This window comes from Actinoplanes aureus (genome assembly GCF_015704865.1).
Taxonomy (GTDB): domain Bacteria; phylum Actinomycetota; class Actinomycetes; order Mycobacteriales; family Micromonosporaceae; genus Actinoplanes; species Actinoplanes aureus.
The window spans coordinates 336256-352067 of the sequence record NZ_JADQTO010000008.1; the positions used below are offsets into that span (position 1 = coordinate 336256).

At 71.5% G+C, this 15812-nt stretch carries 12 protein-coding genes; 7 read left to right on the forward strand and 5 right to left on the reverse strand.

Annotated features, from left to right (window positions below; translation table 11 throughout):
- Nucleotides 1–109: 109 nt before the first annotated feature.
- Nucleotides 110–1156 (forward strand): fatty acid desaturase family protein, encoded by a 1047-nt coding sequence (locus I4J89_RS19830; RefSeq protein WP_196415462.1) that lies wholly within the window; start codon nt 110–112, stop codon nt 1154–1156.
- Complete coding sequence (locus tag I4J89_RS19835; RefSeq protein ID WP_196415463.1) at nt 1153–2775, forward strand: Na+/H+ antiporter; 1623 nt, start codon at nt 1153–1155, stop codon at nt 2773–2775. The genes I4J89_RS19830 and I4J89_RS19835 overlap by 4 nt, the downstream gene beginning before the upstream one ends.
- 58 nt (nt 2776–2833) lie before the next feature.
- Here the strand turns inward: I4J89_RS19835 and I4J89_RS19840 are convergent, their stop codons facing one another.
- Both I4J89_RS19840 and I4J89_RS19845 read right to left on the reverse strand, forming a co-directional pair.
- Nucleotides 2834–4633 (reverse strand): anthranilate synthase family protein, encoded by a 1800-nt coding sequence (locus I4J89_RS19840; RefSeq protein WP_196415464.1) that lies wholly within the window; start codon nt 4631–4633, stop codon nt 2834–2836.
- Between the two features lie 192 nt (nt 4634–4825).
- Nucleotides 4826–5080, reverse strand: a complete 255-nt coding sequence (locus I4J89_RS19845; protein ID WP_196415465.1) for a hypothetical protein — start codon at nt 5078–5080, stop codon at nt 4826–4828.
- Between the two features lie 184 nt (nt 5081–5264).
- Between I4J89_RS19845 and I4J89_RS19850 the strand changes: the two genes are divergently transcribed.
- The gene (locus tag I4J89_RS19850) at nt 5265–5639 is read left to right on the forward strand and encodes a response regulator transcription factor (RefSeq protein ID WP_196415466.1); all 375 of its coding nucleotides are present in this window, start codon (nt 5265–5267) and stop codon (nt 5637–5639) included.
- Nucleotides 5640–5678: 39 nt separating this feature from the next.
- Here I4J89_RS19850 and I4J89_RS19855 read toward each other — a convergent pair whose 3' ends face one another.
- Nucleotides 5679–7892: a glycoside hydrolase family 3 C-terminal domain-containing protein gene (locus I4J89_RS19855; protein WP_196415467.1), complete on the reverse strand. Its 2214-nt coding sequence runs from the start codon at nt 7890–7892 to the stop codon at nt 5679–5681.
- 125 nt (nt 7893–8017) lie between these two features.
- Between I4J89_RS19855 and I4J89_RS19860 the strand changes: the two genes are divergently transcribed.
- Nucleotides 8018–8626, forward strand: coding sequence for a TetR/AcrR family transcriptional regulator (locus I4J89_RS19860; RefSeq protein WP_196415468.1), 609 nt, complete (start codon nt 8018–8020; stop codon nt 8624–8626).
- 430 nt (nt 8627–9056) lie between these two features.
- On the opposite strand, the gene I4J89_RS19865 is transcribed toward I4J89_RS19860, so the two are convergent.
- The gene (locus I4J89_RS19865) at nt 9057–10694 is read right to left on the reverse strand and encodes a DNA polymerase IV (protein ID WP_196415469.1); all 1638 of its coding nucleotides are present in this window, start codon (nt 10692–10694) and stop codon (nt 9057–9059) included.
- Nucleotides 10695–11053: 359 nt separating this feature from the next.
- Between I4J89_RS19865 and I4J89_RS19870 the strand changes: the two genes are divergently transcribed.
- A complete protein-coding gene (locus tag I4J89_RS19870) occupies nt 11054–13201 on the forward strand; it encodes a sigma-70 family RNA polymerase sigma factor (protein WP_309238380.1) in 2148 nt (715 codons plus the stop codon).
- On the opposite strand, the gene I4J89_RS19875 is transcribed toward I4J89_RS19870, so the two are convergent.
- Nucleotides 13198–13695, reverse strand: a complete 498-nt coding sequence (locus I4J89_RS19875; RefSeq protein WP_230859201.1) for a hypothetical protein — start codon at nt 13693–13695, stop codon at nt 13198–13200. The two genes, I4J89_RS19870 and I4J89_RS19875, sit on opposite strands and share 4 nt — an antisense overlap.
- Nucleotides 13696–13858: 163 nt before the next feature.
- Between I4J89_RS19875 and I4J89_RS19880 the strand changes: the two genes are divergently transcribed.
- Together I4J89_RS19880 and I4J89_RS19885 are read left to right on the forward strand one after the other, a co-directional pair.
- Nucleotides 13859–14125, forward strand: coding sequence for a GlsB/YeaQ/YmgE family stress response membrane protein (locus I4J89_RS19880; protein ID WP_196415470.1), 267 nt, complete (start codon nt 13859–13861; stop codon nt 14123–14125).
- Between the two features lie 58 nt (nt 14126–14183).
- Complete coding sequence (locus tag I4J89_RS19885; protein ID WP_196415471.1) at nt 14184–15410, forward strand: NYN domain-containing protein; 1227 nt, start codon at nt 14184–14186, stop codon at nt 15408–15410.
- The last annotated feature ends 402 nt before the right edge of the window (nt 15411–15812 follow it).

Genomic DNA, 15812 nt, shown 5'->3' on the forward strand with positions numbered 1-15812 from the left:
TTCCCGCAAAAATAGAGGTCGGCATTGTGGGTGCCGGCCGGCGGAACGATGAGGAGCAATCGCCTCTCCGACCACGGCGAAGTCTTGCCGGATCACGATGGGGTGGCGAATGCAACCGACCGAGGCGTCCCCGACAGCGAGCGAGTACACCGGCGCCGGAGGGCGCGGCAGTGCGTACGCCGAACTCTCCCGGACGATCAAGCGAGCCGGTCTGCTCGGCCGGCGTCCGGGTTATTACGCCGCCCACGGCGCCCTGCTCGGCACGCTCGCCGCGGCGTGCGGGCTCGCCCTGGTCCTGATCGGTGACTCGTGGTGGCAGCTGGTGGTGGCGGCCGCCATGGCGGTGGTCTCCACTCAGCTCGGCTTCTTCGGCCACGACGCCGGGCACCGGCAGATCTTCACCTCCGGGCGGGCGAACCGCGCACTCGGCGTGCTGCTGGCGAACCTCGGCGTCGGCTTCAGCTACGGCTGGTGGATCGACAAGCACAACCGGCACCACGCGCATCCGAACGACGAGGAGAAGGACCCGGACATCGAGGCCGGAGCCCTGGCGTTCACGATCGGTCAGGCGCTGGGCAGCGGCCGCGTCGCGCGGGCCTTTTACCGCTACCAGGCCTGGTTCTTCTTCCCGCTGCTGCTGCTGGAGGCGGTGAACCTGCGGGCCGCCAGCGTGCGTCACCTGGCGTCCGGCGGGTGCGAACGGCGAGTGCGGGAGGCGCTGCTGCTCGGCTTGCACGTGGCCGGATACCTCGTGATTCTGTTCCTGGTCATGTCGCCGGCCAAGGCGCTGGCCTTCATCGCCGTGCATCAGGGGCTGTTCGGGCTGTACCTCGGTTGTGCGTTCGCGCCCAACCACAAGGGGATGCCCTCGCTGAGCGCCGACGAGGCGGCGGACTTCCTGCGCCGGCAGGTGCTCACCTCCCGCAACGTACGCGGGCACTGGACCATCGACTTCGTCCTGGGTGGCCTGAACTACCAGGTCGAGCACCACCTCTTCCCGTCGATGCCGCGCGGCAACCTGCGCCACGCCCAGCGGATCGTGCGGGAGTATTGCCACGCCCACCGGATCCCCTACCTGGAGACCGGACTCTTCGCGTCGTACGCGCAGGCGTTGCGTCACCTCGACCGGGTCGGCCGGGCGCCTTCCGCGCAGTGAATGCCGAGGCCGTACTGCTCTTCCTGGTCGCCGCCGTCGCGGTGGTCGTGCTGGTCCGGTGGGTCGCGGACCGTACCGGTCTTCCGGTCGCTGCCCTGCTGACCCTTGCCGGTATCGGATACGGCATGCTCCCCGGCCCGAGCATCACGCTGAACCCGTCGTTCGTCCTGACCTTCGTGATCCCGCCGCTGCTGTACAGCGCGGCGCTCGACTCGTCGCTGCTGGCCATCCGCCGCAACCTGGCCACGGTGATCAGCCTGTCGGTGGGGCTGGTCGTGCTGACCGCCCTGCTGATCGGGGCCGGCTTCGCCTGGCTGGTGGGCGGGGCCACCCTGGCCGTCGGGGTGGCCGTCGGCGCGGCGGTCGCACCGCCGGACCCGGTCGCCGCACTCGGCATCGCGCGCACGTCCGGGCTCCCGCACCGGCTGGTCACGCTCATCCAGGGCGAGGGCCTGCTCAACGACGCCACGGCGCTCACCGTGCTCAGCGTCGCGGTCGCCACGGCCGGCGGCGTCGGGTTCTCCGCCCCGGCGGCGTTCGGCCAGTTCCTGCTCTCCGCTGTCGGGGGCATCGTGGCCGGCGCGGTCGTCGCGTACGGCGTCCGGGCACTGCGGCACCTGGCCCGGGAACCGCTGACCGCCAACGCCGTCTCGCTGATCACCCCGTACGCGGCGTACCTGCTCGCCGAGCGCGTGCACGTCTCCGGCGTTCTGGCGGTCGTGGTGACCGGCCTGATCGTCGGGCACGACGCGCCCCGCTGGGTGTCCGGGGCGAGCCGGTTGCAGACCGGGGCCGTCTGGCGCCTCGCCGACTTCCTGCTGGAAGGACTGGTGTTCCTGCTGATCGGCCAGCAGCTGCCGCGGGTTCTCGAGGGGCTCCGGGACTACGAGGTCACCACGGTCGTACCCGCGGTCGCGGTCACCGTCGGCGTGGTCCTGTTGCTGCGGCCGGCGTGGCTGCTGCTCACCCACACCATGCCGTCGGCGCTGTCCGCCCGGTTCGGGTCCGGCCGGGGTCGCCGACCGGACGCGCTCACCGGTCGTGAGGTGACCGCGCTCAGCTGGGCCGGGACGCGTGGCGTGATCAGCCTCGCGGCGATCTCCACCGTGCCGTTGACCACGACCGACGGCGCGCCGTTCCCGCTGCGGGACCTGCTGGTGTTCTGCACCCTGGTGGCGGTGCTGGTCACCCTTCTCGGGCAGGGCCTGACCTTCGGCTGGCTGATCCGGCGGCTGGGCCTGCACGCGAGCGAGTCCGATCAGGCCCGGCTGCGCAACGAGGCCCGGGCCGCGTCGGTGCACGCCGCCCTGGTCCGGCTGGACGAGATGGGCGAGGAGGAATCGGGGAACGACGCCCGGTTGATCGGGCTGATGCGGGACCGACTGAGTCACCGCCTTCGCCGGTACGAGGGCCGGCTGGACTCGCTGCGCACCAACAGCGCCACCTCCGCGCAGTCGTCGGTCGTCTACGAGGAGGAGTTCCGGATCCGCCGCGCCACCATCGAGGCGCAGCGGGAGGAACTGCTGCGCTGGCGCGACGCCGGCCGGCTGCCGGACGCCGGGCTGCGCGTCCTGGAACGGGAGCTCGACCACGAGGAACGGCTGCTGCCGCAGCGATGAACGGGCCGGTGGCCCAAGGAGAGGCTCTCGATCGCCTTGGACCACCGGCACTATTTCGCTACCCGCTTATGGCCGGGCTAACCACCTCGGACAGAAGCGGCGGCAACATATCCCGCAACACGTCGACTCCGTCGCGGCTCAGCACCGACTCCGGGTGGAACTGGACCCCGGCGAAGCCGGTACCGCGCAGCGCGTGCACGGTCCCGTCGGACTCGTCGCGGGCCAGGATGACCTCGCCGCGCGGGGTGGCGACGACCGGCTGCGACGAGACCGCGGCGAAGCTGGAGTAGAAGCCGACCCGGCGGGTCGCCCCGAACAGGTCGACGTCGCGGGCCAGGCCCTGATAGGGCGAGTCCCGGCGGGTCAGCGGCAGGCCGAGCTGCGAGGCGAGGATCTGCTGACCCAGGCAGACGGCGAAGACCGGCCGGCCCGCGTCGAGCAACGACGTGATCAGGGCGTGCAACGTCGCCATCTTCGGGTCGGTGCGGTCCGACGGGTCGCCCGGGCCGGGCCCGACCACGACCAGGTCGGCGGCGGGCACCGGAGCGGTCCACGGCTGGACGGTGACGGTGAGGCCGAGCGCCTTCAGCTGGTGGGCGAGCATCGCGGTGAAGGTGTCCTCCCCGTCGACGATGACCGCGGTACGGCCGTCGAGCTCGGGGACCACCAGCGCGCCCGGCGAGCGAGAGTCCAGCCAGAACCGGGCCAGTTCGTCGTTGCGGGCGGCGAGCAGGGCCTCGATCTCGGGTGACTGTGCGGTTTCGCGTACCGCGACGGGTTTTGTGTCCAGGACGCCGAGCGCGGCCAGCACGCCGGCGGCCTTGGTGTGGGTCTCGGCCACCTCGCCCGCCGGTGTGGAATGCCGGACCAGCGTCGCGCCGACCGGCACCCGCAGGGTGCCGTCGGGAGTGATCTCCGCGGTGCGGATCAGGATGGGCGCGTCGAGGGTCTGGCGTCCGTCCGCGTCGTGGTCGAGCAGGGCGAGCACGCCGGCGTAGTAGCGGCGGCCGCGGCGTTCGTGGCGGGCGATCACCCGGCAGGCGTTCTCGATCGGGCTGCCGGTGACGGTGGGCGCGAACATGGTCTCGCGCAGCACGTCGCGCACGTCGAGGGAACCGCGGCCGGCCAGCAGGTACTCGGTGTGGGTGAGGTGGGCCATCTCCTTGAGGTACGGCCCGGCGACCTGCCCGCCGTGCTCCGCGACGGTGGCCATCATCTTGAGCTCCTCGTCGAGGACCATGTACAGCTCCTCGATCTCCTTCGGGTCGCGCAGGAAGTCCAGCAGATCGCCGGAGCCGTGCCGGAAGGTGCCGCTGATCGGGTTCATCATGGTGATCCCGTCGGTGACGCTGACGTGCCGTTCCGGGGTGGCGCCGACCAGCGTGCGGGTGCCGGTGTGCAGCAGGAAGGTCCAGTAGGTGCCCTGTTCGCCGGTGAGCAGCCGGCCGAAGGCGGCGCGGGCGGCGGCCACCGGATCGCCGTCGACCGTGCCGGTCCAGACCCGGTGGATGACGAAGTTGGCGCCCTCCCCGTGGCCGATCTCGTCGCGCAGCACGCCCTCGACGATCGTGCCGTACTCGTCGTCCGAGAGGTCGAATCCGCCGTCGTTCACCGTCAGCGGGCCGGGCGGGAAGGCGGACAGCGGCTCCTCGCGGACGGATCGGACCAGCAGGCACTCCAGCGGGACGTCGTCGTCGACGCACTCGAAGCCGCGCTCGGCGATCTGCCGGTAGGGGATGAGCGCCAGGGTCGGGCCGATCGGGATGTCGGCGAGCGTCCGCACCGTGACGACGTCACCGGTGAGCACCTCGACGTGGTCGGCGCCGTCACGGTGGAGCAGGGCGAAGGGCTGTTGCATGGCGGTCCACTTCCTCGAAAGTCCGGCGGCGCCGATCGAGGTCCGGCCACGCGAAACGGCCGCCTCGACGAGGCGGCCGCGTGGTTGGTTACGCGCGGGGAGTGTGGCCGCCGGTCAGGCGGGCCACCACATGGTCATTTTCGCGCGCATGGCGGTGAGCTTACGGCCCGGCGCGTGCCAGGCGCCAGACCCCTATGCGTACGCGTGACCGTCCGTGACATCGAAGGCGAGCCGGATCGCGCTCCGGGCCCAGCGCATCCGGCCGATCGCGCAGTCCGGGTGCTCGCCGAACTCCTGGGCGACGAGTTCCGCGCAGCCGGACTCGCCGAGCCGGTCGACCGCGGCGTGCACCGCCTCGCGGATCAGTTCCGCGGTGGGTTCCTGGGAGCGTTGGAGGTAGGAGACGAAGAGCGCTTCACAGCGGACGTCGTCGATAAGTGCGGTCATCGAATCCTCCCAGCCGATCAGTAGCACTGTGGTTGTCTGCTGATCAGCACACAGCCTCCCGGCTGCAATACCGGCGCGGCACGGTTGCCGCTGGGTTGCGGCTACATCGGGGGACCTACCCGCATATCCGCATTTAACGAGCTAAGGTCCGATGAAGTGGTGAGACGGACCGGGGGGAGCTGCCGTGACGACGGTCCTGGTGGCCGACGACGACGCCGATATCCGTGACCTGGTGGCGTTCAAGCTGGAACAGGCGGGCTTGGAGGTCGTGACGGTCAGTGACGGTCAGTCCGCCGTCGAGACCGCGCGGGAGCGTCGGCCGGACCTCGCGGTGCTGGACGTGTCGATGCCGGGGCTCTCGGGCATCGACGTGTGCCGCATGCTGCGGGCCGAGCCCACCACGGCCGGCATGCTGATCATCATGCTCACCGCCCGCGTGCAGGAACAGGACGTCGAGGGCGGGTTCAGGGCCGGCGCGGACGACTACGTGACCAAGCCGTTCAGTCCGCGCGAGCTGGTCTCGCGGATCCAGGCGCTGCTGAGCCGGACCCGCACCTGAGGGGCGGTTCCGGCGCGCGCCAGAACCGCCCGTCACCGACTAGCTGTTCGCGTCGGCGACCAGGCCGTCCAGCGCTTCGGCTCGCAACGGGCTGCCCGGGAACTTCGCCATCCGGCTCAGCGGCAGGCTGCCCAGCATCATCAGCATCTCCGGGTCGGCGGTCATCGCCGCGATCGGGCTGTCGCTGGCGGCACCGGCGGTCGCTGACGCGAACGCCTTGCCGAGCACCTCGGCGCCGCGCTGGTCGGCGAACCACTCGCCGACGCTGGACTCGGCGGTCAGCGGTATCCGGGCCGGGTCGCCGGCGATGTGCACGGTGACCGTGGCGCGCGGGTCACGCGACGACGAGCCCACGGCGACCAAGTACTCACCACCCTCGACGAGCCACCGGCCGAGCCGCGTGTCCCAGTACGCCAGGTCGTCGCGGTCGATGGTGAGTACCGCCTCGACGGTCTCGCCTGCGGCGACCGGGACGTTGGCGAACGCCTTCAGTTCACGCGGCGCCCGCCGCACCCGGGAGCCGGGCAGCGAGACGTACGCCTGCACCACCTCGCGGCCGTCCCGGGAACCGGTGTTGGTCACCCGCACCCGGATCTCGACGCCGGTCGCGGTGACCGAGGCGCGGGCCGCACCGTAGGAGAACGTGGTGTAGGAGAGCCCGAAGCCGAACGGGTAGGCCACCTCCCGGTCCTGTGCGTCGAAGCCCCGGTAGCCGACGTGCAGGCCCTCGCCGTACCGGACGTGGCCGTGCTCGCCGGGGAAGTCCAGGTAGGACGGGTGGTGGGCGAGCTTGACCGGGATCGTCTCGGCGAGCCGGCCGGACGGGTTGACCCGGCCGAACAGCACGTCCGCGAGCGCGCTGCCGCCGGCCTGGCCGAGCAGCCAGCCCTCCAGCAGCGCGGGCACCTTCTCGTCCCACGGCTTCGTGGTGATCACCGCGCCGTTGGAGAGCACCACGACCGTCCTCGGGTTGACGGCCGCGACCCGCTCGATCAGCGCGATCTGCGCGGCGGGCAGGTCGAGCGAGTCACGGTCGGCGCCCTCGGTCTCATGCACGCTGCCGACGAAGACGATCGCCACGTCGGAGTGCCGCGCGATCTCCACGGCCTCGGCCAGCAGCGCCTCGTCGGTGTCGCCGTCGGCGGTGTAGCCCGCCGCGAACCGGACCGGGCCGGTGGCCGTCGCGGTGATCTCGGTGAGCGCGTCGTCCAGCCGCGTCGGCGTGATCTGCGAGCTGCCGCCGCCCTGGTAGCGCGGGGTCCGCGCGAACTCGCCGAGCACGCCGACGGTGATGCCGTCGGCCGGCAGCGGCAGCAGGTCGTCGTCGTTCTTCAACAGCACGATCGCCCGTCCGGCGATCTCCCGGGCCAGCGCGTGGTGCGCTTCGGCGTCGTACCCGCCGGCCGGGCGCGCCCCGGCCTTCTCGATCAGCTTCCGTACGCGCTCAGCGCTGGTCTTCAGCAGTGCCGCGTCGAGCCGTCCGGCGTCGACGGCGTCCACCAGAGCCGCGTCGCCCTCGGCGTCCGGTCCCGGCATGGTCAGGTCCAGCCCGGCCGCCACCGACTTCACCCGGTCCACCACCGCGCCCCAGTCCGAGACGACCAGGCCCTCGAAGCCCCACTCGTCTCGCAGGACCTCGGTGAGCAGCCAGTGGTGCTCGCTCGCGTACACCCCGTTGACCTTGTTGTAGGCGCACATCACGGTCCACGGCTGGGACTTGATGACCACCCGCTGGAAGGCGCGCAGGTATATCTCGCGCAGCGTGCGCTCGTCGATGTCGGCGCTGACCCGCATCCGGTCGGTCTCCTGGCTGTTCACCGCGAAGTGCTTCAGCGACGCGCCGACGCCCCGGCTCTGCAGGCCGCGCACCCACTCGGTGGCGAGCACCCCGGTGAGGATCGGGTCCTCGGAGAAGTACTCGAAGTTGCGGCCGCCCAGCGGGCTGCGCTTGATGTTGACGCCGGGGCCGAGCAGCACGGCCACGTCCTGGGCGCGGCACTCGTCGCCGAGCGCCTCACCCATCCGGCGCAGCAGCTCGGGGTCCCATGTCGAGGCACTCGCCACGGCCGGCGGGAAGCAGGTCGCGGGGACGCCGGCGAGCAGGTCGCCGCTGGAGGCCTGCATCCGTACGCCGTGCGGGCCGTCGGTCACGGTGACCGCCGGGATGCCGGCCCGCTCGACCGGCGTCGTGTGCCAGAAGTCGCCGCCGCTGGTGAGCGCCGCCTGTTCGGCGGTGGTGAGCTCGGAGGACATGAGAAGAGACGTTCCTTTCAACGAGCCGGCCTGAGTCTTACTGAGTACCTACTAGGTATTAACTACTTGGCAACATAGCGACGGCACTACCGCCAAGGCAAGAGGTTGCTGGTAGGAAAGACGCTGTGAAGACGGCACAGCCTTTCCGCCGCGACCGCGCCCGCCTGCCCGCGGCCGAGCGGCGCCGCCAGATCCTCGAGGTGACCACCGGACTGATCGCCGAGCGCGGCTTCTGGGGCCTGTCGATGCAGGACGTGGCGGACGGCTGCGGGCTCACCGTGCCCGGCCTGCTGCACCACGTCGGTTCCAAGGACAACCTGCTGGTCGCGGTCCTCGAACACCGCGACGAGGCCGATCTGCGATCCCTGGCCGGCGAGCTCGGCGTCCCCGCGGACGGACTCTGGACCGAAGGGCCGAGCGCGGTCACCCTGCCGCAGGTCTGCGCCGCCCTGGTCCGGCGCAACGCCGGCCAGCCCGAGATCGTCCGGCTGTTCGCCGTGCTGGAGGCCGAGTCCCTGGCCCCCGACCACCCGGCCCACGAATACTTCCGCGTCCGCCAGCAGCGCATCCTGTCCAGCCTCGCCGCCCTGGTCCCGGCTCCGGCCGACGGGCGTGCGGTGGCCAGCCAGGTGGTCGCCCTGATGGACGGCCTCCAGATCCAGTGGCTACGCGAGCCCGACACGTTCGACCTGGCAGCCGCGTGGGACGCCGCCGCAGCCCGGCTCTTTTCCTAAACCCTTGCGAGGTACGCCCCACCCCGTCCCGCCGAATTCACGCCGTCCCCGTTCTCCCGCGCGATTCAGTCCCACGTTGGGCCGGAAAGACCCTGACCGCGAAGGCTCTAGGCCGCGCTGGGCGAGGCCGGGTCGCGCTGGGCCGCGCTTGGCCGAGCCGGGTCGCGCTGGGCCGGTCGCGCTGCGCCGAGCCGGGCCGCGCTGGCCGAGCCGTGCCGCGCCGCACCGCGCCGCGCTGGGCCGGGCTGGGCAGCGCTGGGCGGGGGCCGGGCTGGGCCGGTTCGCGCCGGGCGTCGCGTATGGGCTCACCGCGCGACTGTCGCAACGGCCAAACCTGGAAGGGTCACCTACCAGAACTTGACCGCGAACCATGTCTTGCTAGTCCTCCGATCCGGCCGGAGGGTCGGCCGGCGCCAGTCTCAGGAAGGAACTACTCCCTCCAGTCTGGCGGGTCGGCCGGACTCAGGAGTGGATCGTCAGCGGCGAAGGTGCGCACCGGTCCGGGTGGGGTGCGCGGCCCCTCGAAGCGGACCGTGACCCGCCCCAGGCCGCTTCCCCACACCCAGCCCGCGCCGTATTCCTCGTGCCGCACGTCCTGCCCCGGCCGCCACGCCGGAAATGCCTCCACCTGCCCAACCGCGGGAACGAGCCGCTCACCAGGATCCAGAGCTTCCGGAACCGGCGGGCCAGCCAGATCCGGCGCCGCCGGAACATGCTCAGCATCAGAATCCACAGCTCCCGAAGCCGGCCGCCCAGCCAGATCCGGCGCCGCCGGAACAAGCTGAGCGCCAGAATCGCCGGCTGGCGGAGTCGGCCGTCCAGCAAGAGCGGTGGCCGGCGGCGCTAAGAGTCCACCAGGATTGGTCGCCGGGTGAGGCGGGCCTCCCGGCTCTCCGTCCGAAGCGGCGATCGACACCTCCTCGCGCATGAACGGATGGTCGAGCTCCTCGTCCTCAGCGGGCCCGGCCGGGACAGCCGACCAGAAACCCTCCGGGAAAGAGGAGAAGAGGTCGTCCTGCGCGAAGTCCGCCAGGGTCGAGACGCCGACGCCGAGCAGGCGGATCCCGCCGGAGGTGTCGATCTCGGTCAGCAACCGCCGGGCCAGCTGGGCCACCAGGCGGGGGTCGTCGGTGGGCTGGTCGCGGGTGATCGCCCGGGTCACCGTGGTGAAGTCGTGGTGGCGGACCTTGATGTTGACGGTCCGTCCGGTGATGCCGCCGGAGCGCAGCCGCCCGGCGACCCGGGCGGAGAGCAGGTCCAGCTCGCGGTTGAGCCGCACCGGATCGGTCAGGTCCACCTCGAAGGTCTCCTCGGCGGAGACCGACTTGGCCTCCCGCTCGCCCACCACCGGCCGGTCGTCGTCGGCGCGCGCCAGCCGGAACAGTCCGCCGCCGTGTGCGGTGCCGAACCAGTCGACCAGGTCCTCCAGGGGGACCTCGGCGAGCTGGCCCACGGTACGCACGCCGGACCGGTGCAGGCGCTGCTCGGTGGCCGGGCCGACGCCACCGAGCCGGCCGACCGGCAGGGGGTGCAGGACCGCGAGCTCGCCGCCGGCCGGGACCACCGTGAGGCCGTCGGGTTTGCGCAGCTCGGAACCGATCTTGGCGAGGAGCTTGGACGAGGCCACACCGACCGACCCGGTGATGCCGCCGGTCGCGGCGGCGATCTCACGTTTCAGGCGCATGGCGATCTCGGTGACGCCGCGCGGGCTGAGATCGTGGCCGGCCGCGGCCAGATCGAGATAGGCCTCGTCGATGCTGACCTGCTCGACCAGGGGTGTCACCTCGGCCAGCAACGCCATGACCACCTCGCTGGTCCGCTTGTACGCCGCGAACCGGGGCGACAGGTAGGCGGTGCCCGGCGGGCAGCGTCGCCGCGCCTGGGCCATCGGCATCGCCGAGCGGGCACCGAAGGCGCGCGCCTCGTAGGAGGCGGTGGCCACCACACCGCGCCCGGCCACCCCGCCGACGATGACCGGCTTGCCGCGCAGCGACACCTTGTCGCGTTGCTCCACCGCGGCGAACATCGCGTCCAGGTCGACGTGCAGGATGCTTGGCTCGGCCCTCATCGGCCACCACCTGCCCACCCGTCACGCACCACCCCCGCAGACTAAGCCGGGGGTATGACATCCAGCCGAGCCCGACGAACCAGAGGGCACCGAAGAATCGGACAAGGCAGGCTCCCCTCAACAGCGTGGCTTTCTGTAGTTGCACGAACCCCCTGGTCGACAACAGAAAACCGGGAAATTTCTCGATGGGAGCGTGACCACTGGCGCTTTACAGCCCTCCAGGCCTGTGCCACGATACGGCTCGATCATCACCCAGAGGCGCGTTCTCGCAGCTAGCGGTCACGCACCCGAGCAACGGCCAGCATGAACATCGATACTCGCCGGTCAACCGGGTGCCGATTTCAGGAGAGAGCGGGACGGTGACGGAGAGTCAGGCTGCGGTCGTCAACGACGTGACGGACCTGGTCCGGGCCGCTCAGGGCGGTAGCGCGGGCGCCATGGACCAGCTGATCACCGGCCACCTGTCGCTGATCTACAACATCATCGGGCGCACGCTCGACGGTCACCCGGACGTCGACGACCTGGTCCAGGACACCATGCTGCAGGCCATCCGCGGCCTGGGCTCCCTCCGCGATCCTGACCGTTTTCGTTCATGGCTGATCGCGATCGCGTACCGCCGGGTCCAGATGCACCTGCGGTCGCGGAAGATGACGCTGTCGCGCCGCCACCCGGAGCCGGTCGACGTGCCGGATCCGGTCGGTGACTTCGCCGAGCGCACCACGGCCGAGCTGGTCGTCACCAAGCAGCGCCGCCAGCTCGCCGAGGCCGGCCGCTGGCTGGACGACGCGGACCGCCGGCTGCTGGCGCTCTGGTGGCAGGAGGCGTCCGGTGACCTGACGCGTACCGAGCTGGCCGCCGCGCTGGGCGTCAAGCCGAACCACGCCGCGGTCCGGGTGCAGCGGATGAAGGCGCAGCTCGACCTGAGCCGCAGCGTGGTCCGGGCGCTGCGGGCCAAGCCGATCTGCCCGGAGCTGGGCGAGGTGGTGCGGTTCTGGGACGGCACCACGGACTCGGTCTGGCGCAAGCGCCTGGCCCGGCACGTCCGCGACTGCCCGAAGTGCCGCGTCCACCAGCGCGGCCTGATCGCGCCGGAGCAGTTGCTGCTCGGCCTCGCCGCGCTGCCGGTACCGGCAGCGCTGCTCGCCGGGATCCAGTCGGCCCTGCACGGCGGCGCGACGGCACCGGCCGCGATCGCCGGCGGCACCTCGCTGATCGCCCACGTGCAGTCGCTGGTGCAGCACAAGAGCCTGGCGGCGGCCACCGCGGTCACGGTCGCGGCCGGCGGCGGCTTCGCGTACGCGGTCCTGCACACCCCCGCCCAGCCGGAGACCCCGATCGCGGTGGCCCCGCCGCCCGCCCCGGTCCCCACCTCGGCACCGGCCGCGATCCAGCCGTCCACGGGCGCCGGCCGGAAACCGAGCGCCACCCCCACGGCCGGCACGGCCACCCCGACCTCACGAGCGGTCGCCGGGCTCGGGGTGAGCACGGCCGACATCTACGTCGCCCCGAACGGCTCGGACGACGGTGACGGCAGCCGCCAGCGCCCGTTCGCCAGCCTGGCCAAGGCGGCCGCCGTGGTGAAGCCGGGGCAGACGATCGCCCTGCGCGGCGGCACCTACCGGCCGACCAGTCCGATAACGATCACCACAAGCGGGACCGCCTCACAGCGCGTCGTGCTCAGCGGCTTCGGTGCCGAGCGGGCCGTCATCGACGCGTCGGCCATCCCCGCCGACAAGTGGGCGATCACCCACGAGTCGTCCTACTGGACCGTGCGCGACCTGGAGATCGCCGGGGCTCGCAACGCGGCGTACACCTGCGTGGCCTGCACGAACAACGTCTTCCAGCGGCTGTCCGTGCACGGTGCCAACGGCTCCGGACTGATGCTGCGGAACCCGGGGACGGCCGGCAACCAGGTGCTGGACAGCGACTTCTACGACAACCGGGGTTCCGGGCTGGCGGTGCAGTTCGGCACCGGCGACGGGAACCTGCTGCGCGGCAACCGGGCCTTCCGCAACGGCGGCGACGGGGTCAACCTGGGCGACTTCGGCAGCCCGGTGTCGGTCCAGTACAACTGGTCGTACGGCAACGGGGCGAACGGCTTCGCGGTCGGCGGCGGCAGTCCGGCCCCCGGCGCCGCCCACCGGGTACGCCACAACGCGTCCTGGGGCAACAACGGGCACGGCTTCGTCGACGAGGGCAACGCCGCCGCGATCGAGCTGGGCAACAACACCGCGTTCCGCAACGTCAACCTCGGGTTCGCGATGACCACCGCCGCCGCGGTGCTCCGCAACAACGTGGCGCTCGGCAATCAGCAGGGCGAGGAGGGCCTGTCCCGGACCGCTCAGGCCAGCAACAACAGCTGGCAGGAGAATGGCTGGTCGGAGTCGACGCTCCGGTCCACCGACGCCTCGGTCGCCGAGGGTGCGCGCGCCGCGGACGGTGGCCTGCCCGGCACGTCGTACCTGGCCACCGGCAACGGCGTAGGCGCGTCCATGTCGGGTTCCTAGGCGCCGAGCGACGCGGGAACCCGGTACTCCGGGTACGGATCCACGTCGGGGTCCTGCTCCGGCCCACCGGCGGCGGTGGCGCGCAGGAGTAGGGACGTGCCGTCCGCGCAGTCGATCCGGACGCCGGACGGCACCTTGCCGCGCTCGTCCGTCGGGCCGAGTTCGGGCAGCGCGACCAGCTGCCAGGACCGGAACCCGGCGGGCCGGGCGGCGTCGAGCAGCCAGGCGGTGAAGACCGCGATCCGGTCCACCCGCCGCGACGGCGGCGGCAGCTGTTCCGGCGTGGGCAGGGCGTTCTCCCCGGGCCAGATCGCGCCCCAGAGGTACGCCTCCGCGCCGGTCCGATACCGCACGCGGATGCCGGCCGGGGACGGGCCGCCGGCGACGAGGTCGTTGCCGTAGCGTTCGACGGCCGTGATCTCGGGGTGGCCGCTCGCGGCGACCAGCGCCTCGATGACGTCGAGGACCTGGGCGAGGTGCACGACTCGAGTCAACGCCGTCACCACCGACCCGGATCACCCACATTGTGCGATTCGGCCGGATGGCACGGACGCGTCATGCTGAAGGGCACGCCCGTGATCCCGGCTCAGCCGGTTTGCCGCCGGCCCCTATCTGGGAACTCCGTGAGCGCATCCACCCCGGACCCGAGGAGCTGCAGTGGAAGTAACCGGCTTCTTCACCGCCATCATCATCGGCCTGATCATCGGAGCACTGGGCCGGCTGGTCCTGCCCGGCAAGCAGAACATCCCGATCTGGCTCACCCTGCTGATCGGCGTCGTCGCCGCGATCCTGGGTACGTTCCTCGCCGGCGCGCTCGGCGTCGACGACACCCCTGGCGTCGACTGGATCGAACTGGCCCTGCAGATCGGCCTCGCGGCCGGTGGTGTGGCCCTGGTCGCCGGCATGCGTGGCCGACGGCCGTAACGGGATCACCGTGCCGGGCCCGGCCACCGGTCCGGGCCCGGCACGGTAGGTTTCGGTCATGGCACGCGTACGCGCCGCGCTCTACCTCGACTTCGACAATGTGTTCAGCGGATTGATCAAGCAGGACCCGGACGTGGCGATCCAGTTCGCCAAGGAGCCGGCCGCCTGGCTGTCCCGCCTGACCACGACGTTGACGGTCGACGGTGCCCGCCGCTGGTTGATCGTCCGCTGCTACATGAACCCGGGCGGCTGGGTGCCGCACCCGGACCCCGCGGCCGGCGTGGCGCGGCTCTACTACTCGCAGTTCCGGCCGTTCTTCGTCAACGCCGGCTTCGAGGTGATCGACTGCCCGCGGCTGACCCACACCAAGAACGCCGCCGACATCCGGATGGTGGTCGACGCGGTCGATGCGCTCGCCGACCCGGTGGTCTACGAGGAGTTCGTGATCGCTTCGGGCGACTCGGACATGACCCCGCTGCTGGTAAGGCTGCGCCGCGCCGACCGGCGTACCACGATCGTCTCCCCGTCGGACGCGGCCGAGGCGTTCATCGCGGTCGCCGACCGGCTGATCACCAGTCAGGAACTGCTCGAACTGGTGCAGGGCGAACCGGTGGACAGCGACGAGGACGCCCCGGTCGCCGACGAGTCCGACGGCCCGGTCTCCTACGAGCAGTTCCGCGACCTGGTGCGATGGCGTTACGACGCCGCTCCCGGCCCGCTCAACCTGGCCTCGCTCGCGCACGATCTGCGCCGGCAACTCGGTCCGAGCGTGGACCAGACCAACTGGTTCGGCTTCGGCGGCTTCGTCCGAGCCCTGGAAAGCCTGGGCCTGGCGCACGCCAAGTTCTCCAACCACTTCGTCTGGGACGCCGGCCGGCACGACCCTCCGGAGTCGTCCGGCGCGGCCGGACCGGCCCCGGAGCCGGTCAGCCGGCTCAGCGCCCTCCTCAGCCTGCCGCGCCTGCCGCAGGAGATGTGGCCGCTGGTGTACCAGGCCCTCGCCGACTACGCCTCCAGCCACCACTTCAACCTCACCGAGGCGACCCGCTGGGCCCGCGACCGCCTGGCCGCGCAGGGCGTCGACGTGAGCCGGGCCGCGATCGCCTTCGTCACCCGCGGCACCGCGTTCGGCGGCGCACCGCTCTACCGCCAGCCGCCGCCGGCCGCCGACGAGATCGCGTCGGCGTTCGCCGACAACGTGCTCAACCGCGCCGAGGCCGCCTCGATCCCCCTGACCGACGACGAGTCCGCCCAGGTGAGAGCCTGGCTCGGCGCCACCCTTTAAAGATTTATCGGTACGCGCCACCCAGTCCCGCCGAATTCACGCCGTTCCCGCTGGCCCCGCGCGATCTCCCGCCCGCTCCTTGCCCCAACGCGTCCGCCGGGACCATGCACGTCGCCGGGCTTAACCCCCAACCGGCCCTGCAAACCGCAAGCAGGCACCCCCGGCGGTCAGGGTCTTGGCCCAACGTGGGTGCTGTCTGGCGGCCGTTGAGACAGCGTTGAGCGTGGGCCAAGCAAGATCACTGCTTGGGGACCCTGACTACGGAAGCCTTCTAACGGTAGTTTGTCGTCTTCGTAACCTTCTTGTGGTGTGTGGCGTTGTGTTCGGCAGGTGTTCTGTCGAGCGTTGGGGTGCTGGGTGGTTCGTGCGGTGTGTCCGCCGGCTGCGGGTCCGTTGGAGGAC

Bases quoted from the DNA above. Each gene is read 5' to 3' on its own strand.
- I4J89_RS19885 (WP_196415471.1), top strand. From the start codon at position 14,184: ATGGCACGCGTACGCGCCGCGCTCTACCTCGACTTCGACAATGTGTTC.
- I4J89_RS19855 (WP_196415467.1), bottom strand. From the start codon at position 7,892: ATGTCCTCCGAGCTCACCACCGCCGAACAGGCGGCGCTCACCAGCGGC.
- I4J89_RS19840 (WP_196415464.1), bottom strand. From the start codon at position 4,633: ATGCAACAGCCCTTCGCCCTGCTCCACCGTGACGGCGCCGACCACGTC.
- I4J89_RS19845 (WP_196415465.1), bottom strand. From the start codon at position 5,080: ATGACCGCACTTATCGACGACGTCCGCTGTGAAGCGCTCTTCGTCTCC.
- I4J89_RS19865 (WP_196415469.1), bottom strand. From the start codon at position 10,694: ATGAGGGCCGAGCCAAGCATCCTGCACGTCGACCTGGACGCGATGTTC.
- I4J89_RS19830 (WP_196415462.1), top strand. From the start codon at position 110: ATGCAACCGACCGAGGCGTCCCCGACAGCGAGCGAGTACACCGGCGCC.